Annotated in this window: 3 tRNA genes and 3 rRNA genes; all 6 read left to right on the top strand. The window is 54.6% G+C overall.

Going from position 1 to position 6,320, the window contains the following annotated elements:
* Positions 1-344 precede the first annotated feature (344 nt).
* The 6 genes from AC07FD_RS39625 (at position 345) to AC07FD_RS39650 (ending at position 6,184) form a co-directional block, all read left to right on the top strand.
* Positions 345-1,829: ribosomal RNA gene (locus tag AC07FD_RS39625) — 16S ribosomal RNA — on the top strand.
* A 276-nt stretch (positions 1,830-2,105) separates the two neighbouring features.
* Positions 2,106-2,182 (top strand) — tRNA-Ile (locus tag AC07FD_RS39630).
* A gap of 56 nt (positions 2,183-2,238) precedes the next feature.
* Positions 2,239-2,314, top strand: a tRNA-Ala gene (locus tag AC07FD_RS39635).
* Between the two features lie 420 nt (positions 2,315-2,734).
* A 23S ribosomal RNA gene (locus tag AC07FD_RS39640) occupies positions 2,735-5,593 on the top strand.
* Positions 5,594-5,821: 228 nt separating this feature from the next.
* Positions 5,822-5,936 (top strand): 5S ribosomal RNA (rrf, locus tag AC07FD_RS39645).
* Together the 16S, 23S and 5S rRNA genes with 3 tRNA genes alongside form the textbook arrangement of a ribosomal RNA operon.
* A gap of 171 nt (positions 5,937-6,107) precedes the next feature.
* Positions 6,108-6,184: transfer RNA gene (locus tag AC07FD_RS39650), tRNA-Met, on the top strand.
* Positions 6,185-6,320 lie beyond the last annotated feature (136 nt).

Here is a 6,320-nt window from a genome sequence, read left to right on the forward strand (position 1 = left end):
GGCGGCACGCCGCTGGCGACGAAGAAGTTTGCTTCTAAGCCTGCCCGTTGTGAGATTCAAGAGAGCCGCGTAAGCGACACTCGGACGGCCCCGGAGCCAAAAGCGAAACGGGCCACGACACTGCGTCTGCGGTGTCTGTTCTTTGAAAATTGAATATTGAAGAAAGAGAAACGTGGGCGGCAGAGTCCTGCTGAACCTCTTATCCCGCCAGGGATAGGTTGTTCGAACGAGACTTTGGCGGACACGTTTTGAGAGAATAAAGTCTACCAAGACACGTGAGTGTCTAGGTGTGAATGTTCTCGTCAATTCAAAGCGTGACCAGATAAAAGCCAATCAAAGTTTCAAAACTTGAGAGTTTGATCCTGGCTCAGAACGAACGCTGGCGGCAGGCTTAACACATGCAAGTCGAGCGCCTCGCAAGAGGAGCGGCAGACGGGTGAGTAACGCGTGGGAATCTACCCATCTCTACGGAACAACTCCGGGAAACTGGAGCTAATACCGTATACGTCCTTCGGGAGAAAGATTTATCGGAGATGGATGAGCCCGCGTTGGATTAGCTAGTTGGTGGGGTAATGGCCTACCAAGGCGACGATCCATAGCTGGTCTGAGAGGATGATCAGCCACATTGGGACTGAGACACGGCCCAAACTCCTACGGGAGGCAGCAGTGGGGAATATTGGACAATGGGCGAAAGCCTGATCCAGCCATGCCGCGTGAGTGATGAAGGCCCTAGGGTTGTAAAGCTCTTTCAACGGTGAAGATAATGACGGTAACCGTAGAAGAAGCCCCGGCTAACTTCGTGCCAGCAGCCGCGGTAATACGAAGGGGGCTAGCGTTGTTCGGAATTACTGGGCGTAAAGCGCACGTAGGCGGATTGTTAAGTTAGGGGTGAAATCCCGGGGCTCAACCCCGGAACTGCCTTTAATACTGGCAATCTCGAGTCCGAGAGAGGTGAGTGGAATTCCGAGTGTAGAGGTGAAATTCGTAGATATTCGGAGGAACACCAGTGGCGAAGGCGGCTCACTGGCTCGGTACTGACGCTGAGGTGCGAAAGCGTGGGGAGCAAACAGGATTAGATACCCTGGTAGTCCACGCCGTAAACTATGAGAGCTAGCCGTCGGCAAGTTTACTTGTCGGTGGCGCAGCTAACGCATTAAGCTCTCCGCCTGGGGAGTACGGTCGCAAGATTAAAACTCAAAGGAATTGACGGGGGCCCGCACAAGCGGTGGAGCATGTGGTTTAATTCGAAGCAACGCGCAGAACCTTACCAGCCCTTGACATCCCGGTCGCGGTTTCCAGAGATGGATCCCTTCAGTTCGGCTGGACCGGTGACAGGTGCTGCATGGCTGTCGTCAGCTCGTGTCGTGAGATGTTGGGTTAAGTCCCGCAACGAGCGCAACCCTCGCCCTTAGTTGCCAGCATTCAGTTGGGCACTCTAAGGGGACTGCCGGTGATAAGCCGAGAGGAAGGTGGGGATGACGTCAAGTCCTCATGGCCCTTACGGGCTGGGCTACACACGTGCTACAATGGTGGTGACAGTGGGCAGCGAGACCGCGAGGTCGAGCTAATCTCCAAAAGCCATCTCAGTTCGGATTGCACTCTGCAACTCGAGTGCATGAAGTTGGAATCGCTAGTAATCGCGGATCAGCATGCCGCGGTGAATACGTTCCCGGGCCTTGTACACACCGCCCGTCACACCATGGGAGTTGGTTTTACCCGAAGGCGCTGTGCTAACCGCAAGGAGGCAGGCGACCACGGTAGGGTCAGCGACTGGGGTGAAGTCGTAACAAGGTAGCCGTAGGGGAACCTGCGGCTGGATCACCTCCTTTCTAAGGAAGAACCTTAATGGAAACGCTCATCTGATGAGCCTCTGCCTTTCGGTTCTCTTGGAACAAGACGGCAGGGAGTCACTCTGACCGTCGCGCATACCTTAAGCGGGTCTGCCGCCTTCGTTTCTCTTTCTTCAGCGAATGACTTTGGATTGCGCTCGCGCGCCGTGTCGCACCCTTCGGGTGCTGGCGCTCCGCGAGGGCGCGGCACGAGCCGCGACGGCCGGTCGGCCTTGCGAGGCTCTGCCTCGACGCCGACTACCATCTGCGGGCTTAGGGCTTGTAGCTCAGTTGGTTAGAGCGCGCGCTTGATAAGCGTGAGGTCGGAGGTTCAAGTCCTCCCAGGCCCACCACTTCGCAATCCGCAAGGATTGTCGGATCTCCTCGATATCTGTCGGGAAAATAATCAGGGGCCGTAGCTCAGCTGGGAGAGCGCCTGCTTTGCAAGCAGGATGTCGTCGGTTCGATCCCGTCCGGCTCCACCACTCGCGCAATCCGCAAGGATTGTCGCTTCTTCTCCAGGGAAGAAAGAGGTGTCGAGTGGAGATGAAGGTGTCCGAGAAAAAGTCATTCGAAAAAAGATTTGCGGGAAGCTTTCTTGGCTTTCCCGCCTGTTCTGTTTGACATCGTAAAGAGAAGATTTGTTCGAACTTCATGAGCCCAAAAGGCTTGTGATTTGTCGCGGGAGACGCTCAATCTCCCGCATATGATGGGTTTGCCTAACCGCACCCTCGAACCGATCTCGAGAAGCTGGTCTTTTTGTGCCAATGACATCGGGCTAAATCCCGCACAGGATTTGGCCCATGCGACGATCCCTTTGGGATCGCGCTGAAGCAGGATCCTTCGGGATTTGGCTGAAGTACGATCTCTTCGAGATCGCGCGGATGGGTATTGGCAATGAGAACGATCAAGTGTCTTAAGGGCAATTGGTGGATGCCTTGGCATGCACAGGCGATGAAGGACGTGATACGCTGCGATAAGCTACGGGGAGGTGCGAATACCCTTTGATCCGTAGATTTCCGAATGGGGAAACCCACCTAAGGTACTTGGAAAATCAGAGCAGCAGGCCTGCGTGATCTCTTTGGGATCGCGTTGGAGCGACAATCTCTTCGAGATTGCGCTGATGCTGCTGTGGTTTCCAAGTATCGATAATAGGTAACTTACCCTGAATACATAGGGGTAAAGTGGCGAACGCGGGGAACTGAAACATCTAAGTACCCGTAGGAAAGGACATCAACCGAGACTCCGGAAGTAGCGGCGAGCGAACCCGGACCAGGCCAGTGGCGATGATGAGACAAGCGGAACCTTCTGGAAAGTAGGGCCATAGTGGGTGACAGCCCCGTACGCGTAATGCAAATCATCGTCCTCGAGTAAGGCGGGACACGTGAAATCCTGTCTGAAATTGGGGGGACCACCCTCCAAGCCTAAGTACTCGTGCATGACCGATAGCGAACTAGTACCGTGAGGGAAAGGTGAAAAGCACCCCGACAAGGGGAGTGAAAGAGTACCTGAAACCGATTGCCTACAAACAGTGGAAGCCCAAGGTTCGTCCTGGGTGACCACGTACCTTTTGTATAATGGGTCAGCGACTTAGTGTGACGAGCAAGCTTAAACCGCTAGGTGTAGGCGCAGCGAAAGCGAGTCTGAACAGGGCGTTCAGTTCGTCGCATTAGACCCGAAACCGAGTGATCTAGCCATGAGCAGGTTGAAGGTAAGGTAACACTTACTGGAGGACCGAACCCATAACTGTTGCAATAGTTCGGGATGACTTGTGGCTAGGGGTGAAAGGCCAATCAAACTCGGAAATAGCTGGTTCTCCGCGAAATCTATTTAGGTAGAGCGTCGACCGAATACCCCAGGGGGTAGAGCACTGGATGGGCTAGGGGTCCTCACCGGATTACCAAACCTAACCAAACTCCGAATACCTGGGAGTACTAGTCGGCAGACACACGGCGGGTGCTAACGTCCGTCGTGAAAAGGGAAACAACCCTGACCTACAGCTAAGGTCCCCAAGTTATGGCTAAGTGGGAAAGGATGTGAGGATCCCAAAACAACCAGGATGTTGGCTTAGAAGCAGCCATCATTTAAAGAAAGCGTAACAGCTCACTGGTCTAAATAAGGGTCTTTGCGCCGAAAATGTAACGGGGCTAAAGCCATACACCGAAGCTTAGGGTTCGTGAGCAATCACGAGCGGTAGCGGAGCGTTCTGTAAGCTGATGAAGCCATACCCGTGAGGGGTGGTGGAGGTATCAGAAGTGCGAATGCTGACATGAGTAACGTAAGGGGAGTGAGAGACTCCCCCGCCGAAAGACCAAGGGTTCCTGCTTAAAGCTAATCTGAGCAGGGTTAGCCGGCCCCTAAGACGAGGCGGAAACGCGTAGTCGATGGGAACCACGTTAATATTCGTGGGCTTGGAGGTAGTGACGGATCATTGAGGTAGTCCAATCTTATCGGATTGAACGGGCTGCTGCGTGGTTCCAGGAAATAGCTCCTCCTTATAAACCGTACCCGAAACCGACACTGGTGGTCTGGTAGAGTATACCAAGGCGCTTGAGAGAACTATGCTGAAGGAACTCGGCAAATTGCACGCGTAACTTCGGAAGAAGCGTGACCCTTTTCCACGCAAGTGGAGGAGGGTGGCACAGACCAGGGGGTAGCGACTGTTTATCAAAAACACAGGGCTCTGCGAAGTCGCAAGACGACGTATAGGGTCTGACGCCTGCCCGGTGCTGGAAGGTTAAGAGGAGGGGTGCAAGCTCTGAATCGAAGCCCCAGTAAACGGCGGCCGTAACTATAACGGTCCTAAGGTAGCGAAATTCCTTGTCGGGTAAGTTCCGACCTGCACGAATGGCGTAACGACTTCCCCGCTGTCTCCAGCATAGACTCAGTGAAATTGAATTCCCCGTGAAGATGCGGGGTTCCTGCGGTTAGACGGAAAGACCCCGTGCACCTTTACTATAGCTTTACATTGGCATTCGTAGTGGCATGTGTAGGATAGGTGGTAGGCTTTGAAACCTGGGCGCCAGCTCAGGTGGAGCCACCCTTGAAATACCACCCTTATTACTATGGATGTCTAACCGCGGCCCGTTATCCGGGTCCGGGACAATGTATGGTGGGTAGTTTGACTGGGGCGGTCGCCTCCTAAAGAGTAACGGAGGCGCGCGATGGTGGGCTCAGAACGGTCGGAAATCGTTCGCTGAGTGCAATGGCATAAGCCTGCCTGACTGCGAGACTGACAAGTCGAGCAGAGACGAAAGTCGGTCATAGTGATCCGGTGGTCCCGCGTGGAAGGGCCATCGCTCAACGAATAAAAGGTACGCCGGGGATAACAGGCTGATGACCCCCAAGAGTCCATATCGACGGGGTTGTTTGGCACCTCGATGTCGACTCATCGCATCCTGGGGCTGGAGCAGGTCCCAAGGGTATGGCTGTTCGCCATTTAAAGCGGTACGTGAGTTGGGTTCAGAACGTCGTGAGACAGTTCGGTCCCTATCTGCCGTGGGTGTAGGAATATTGAAAGGATCTGTCCCTAGTACGAGAGGACCGGGATGGACGGATCTCTGGTGGACCTGTTGTGGCGCCAGCCGCATAGCAGGGTAGCTATATCCGGACGGGATAACCGCTGAAGGCATCTAAGCGGGAAACCCACCTTAAAACGAGTATTCCCTGAGAACCGTGGAAGACGACCACGTTGATAGGCCGGGTGTGGAAGAGCGGCAACGCTTGAAGCTTACCGGTACTAATAGTTCGATCGGCTTGATCGTTCTCATTCCTTATGCCCATTCGAGGCGCAATCCGAAGGATTGTCGCCAGAAGTCGAATGGTCTTACCAGCGCTCACGCATGAGCGGCCCCTCTGGGGCCAAAGCTTAAGCGAGGGCGCCGGAAAACCGGCGACGCGCAGTCGCGCTTGCGGGCTTTGCCCGAAGCAACCTGCAAAGAACGTCGCCTTGGCACAAAAACAGCTTCTCGAAACAACGTGCGTTTTGCCGACCTGGTGGTTATGGCGGAGCGGCTGCACCCGATCCCATTCCGAACTCGGCCGTGAAACGCTCCAGCGCTGATGGTACTTCGTCTCAAGACGCGGGAGAGTAGGTCGCTGCCAGGTCTGCCAAACGCACGTTGATCTCACATCCAAATCGGATGGAGAGAAATCTTCTCTTTATGAACAGGCCCGCCAACGGGATCACGGGCCGCGTAAGCGGCCCTTTCATTTGGTGAGACTTCTACCTATCTGTAGGCCATCCCTATCGTAGGCTTGCGCTTACTTCTTAGTTGACGCGGGGTGGAGCAGCCCGGTAGCTCGTCAGGCTCATAACCTGAAGGTCACAGGTTCAAATCCTGTCCCCGCAACCAAATTAAAACAGCCCGGCCAAGCCCGGGCTGTTTTTGTGTCCGGCTGACCGTGGCCATGGATTTGAACCCCTCAGGGCTCCGCAAGGAACCATAGTCGACGCAGCAGGACAAATAAGACAAAGCCTGTTCCAGCAAC

The organism is Mesorhizobium waitakense, assembly GCF_056431085.1.